General features: G+C 65.7%; 3 protein-coding genes. 1 reads left to right on the plus strand and 2 read right to left on the minus strand.

What is annotated here, in order from left to right:
- A partial coding sequence (locus tag AC5RWT_RS36825; RefSeq protein ID WP_494084534.1) for a thiamine pyrophosphate-dependent enzyme occupies positions 1 to 624 on the minus strand: 624 nt, incomplete at its 3' end.
- A gap of 247 nt (positions 625 to 871) precedes the next feature.
- On the opposite strand from AC5RWT_RS36825, the gene AC5RWT_RS36830 reads away from it, so the two are divergent.
- Entirely contained in the window at positions 872 to 1,333 is a 462-nt protein-coding gene (locus AC5RWT_RS36830) for an Lrp/AsnC family transcriptional regulator (RefSeq protein WP_494084532.1), read from the plus strand.
- 69 nt (positions 1,334 to 1,402) lie between these two features.
- On the opposite strand, the gene AC5RWT_RS36835 is transcribed toward AC5RWT_RS36830, so the two are convergent.
- A complete protein-coding gene (locus AC5RWT_RS36835) occupies positions 1,403 to 2,035 on the minus strand; it encodes a dihydrofolate reductase family protein (RefSeq protein WP_494084533.1) in 633 nt (210 codons plus the stop codon).
- Between the last annotated feature and the right edge of the window lie 29 nt (positions 2,036 to 2,064).

Raw genomic sequence — 2,064 nt, forward strand, 5'->3', positions numbered from 1 at the left:
GTACTGGTTGTTCTGCACGAAGAACACCACCGGAAGGTGGAACACCGCGGCAAAGTTCAGCGCCTCGTGGAAGTCGCCCTCGCTGGTGGCACCGTCACCGCAGAGCGCGACGACGACGGTGTCCTCGCCTTTGAGCTTGGCGGCGTGGGCCACGCCGACGGCGTGCAGCAGCTGGGTGGCCAGCGGGGTCGCCTGGATCGATACCTTGTGCTCGTAGGGGTCGTAACCGCCGTGCCAGTCGCCCTGCAGCAGGGTCAGGGTCTGCACCGGGTCAACACCCTTGGCGATGACGGCCACGGTGTCTCGATAGGTCGGGAACAGCCAGTCGTTGCCGCCAAGGCACAGGGCCGCGGCCACCTGGCACGCTTCCTGTCCGTGCGACGAGGGGTAGACCGCCAGCCGGCCCTGGCGGACCAACGCGTTGGCCTGGTCATTGACGCGGCGGCCAACCACCAGTTCACGGTAGGCCCGCAGCAGCTCGTCGCCGTCGGGCAGCGGGTACTTGTCATTGTGCACGTGCCGGCCGTCGGGATCCACCAGCTGCACCGGCTGCTCGGAGGGCAGCATGTACGCCTCGGCCGCGACCGGATTGTCCATGCCGGCGCGGCGGGACGGGTCGGCCATCGATCCCTCGATCGGGTTGCCGGTTGAGATAGTCATGGAGTCTCCTTCGAATCCTTCGTCGGCGTTGCTGCCCTTGCCTGGGCGCCCATGGAGACGGGCGCGGTGAAGAAACTGTGTAGCTTTAGTATGGGTTTTGCTACTTTTCGTATCCACTTCTGCCGGAAAACGTGGAATTTCTGCTTACCGGACCGTATTCTTGTAGACGAACTGTTAATGTGAGCTGGATAACCCTGCGAGGTGTAGACAGATGGCCGAAGGCGCCGCCGTGAAAGTCCCGGTGTTGGATGAGATCGACCGCCGGATTTTGGCGGAACTGACGCGGGACGGCCGGTTGTCAGTGACCGCGGTGGCCGAGAATGTGCACATCTCCCGTGCGCACGCCTACTCGCGCATCTCGCGGCTGACCGAGGCCGGCGTGCTGACCAAGTTCACGGCGTTGGTGGATCCGATCAAGGCCGGGTTGAAGGCGTCCGCCTACGTGACCCTGAAGCTGCGCCAGCACTCCTGGCGCGAGCTGCGCGAGGCCCTGCGCGCCATCCCCGAGGTGCACCACATCGCGTTGGTCGGCGGGAACTTCGACGTCATCCTGCTGGTCCGTGCCGTGGACAACGTGGACCTGCGCCGGGTCATCTTCGACCAGATCCAGTCCATGCCCGGCATCCTGGACACCCAGACGTTCCTGGTGTTCGAGGACCTGGATACCCGCTAGGCCGCGCCGCTGTCAGTCGTTGCCTTGGCTGTCAGCCGTTGCCGTCGCTATCAGCCGCTGCGCCCGCTGTCAGCCGCCCGCGCTCCTGCGCGCCTCGACCTCGTCGATGTTGCCTGTCTCGACCTCACCGGCACGCTCGTAGACCAGCGCCACCGCCCCCTTGTCGAAGGTGCGGGCCGGGCCGACCAGGCGGAACGACGCCGGAATCGTGCCGGAGCCAAAGAGCCGCTTCCCGCTGCCCACCGTGAGCGGATACAGCCAGAGGTTGAGGCGGTCCACCACGTCCTCGGTGAACAGTGACTGCAGCAGATCGCCGCTGCCGAACAGGTGCACCTCGTCGTGCCGTTCGCGCAGGTGCGCGGCCGCCATCGCATTGGGTAATACGGTGGTGCCAGCCCAGGACGGGTCGGTGAGCTTGGTGGACACGACGTACTTCGGCGCCGCGTTGAACTTTGCGGCGATCGGAGAGTCGTCGCCCGCCTTCGGCCAATAGGCCGCGAAGATGTCGTACGTCTTCCGTCCGAGCAGCAGCGCGTCAATGCGCTCGATGACGGAGACCATCTCTTCCCCGGATTCGTCGTCAAAGAACGGCGCCTGCCAGCCGCCATAGTCGAAGCCGCCCTCTTGGTCCTCCTCGACCGCGCCCGGCGCCTGGTACACGCCGTCGAGGGTGAGGAACATGTTGGCCACGATGATGCCCATCGGTCATCCCTCCTCCGGCGCTGGGCGGC

This window comes from Arthrobacter sp. Dra40 (genome assembly GCF_059091905.1).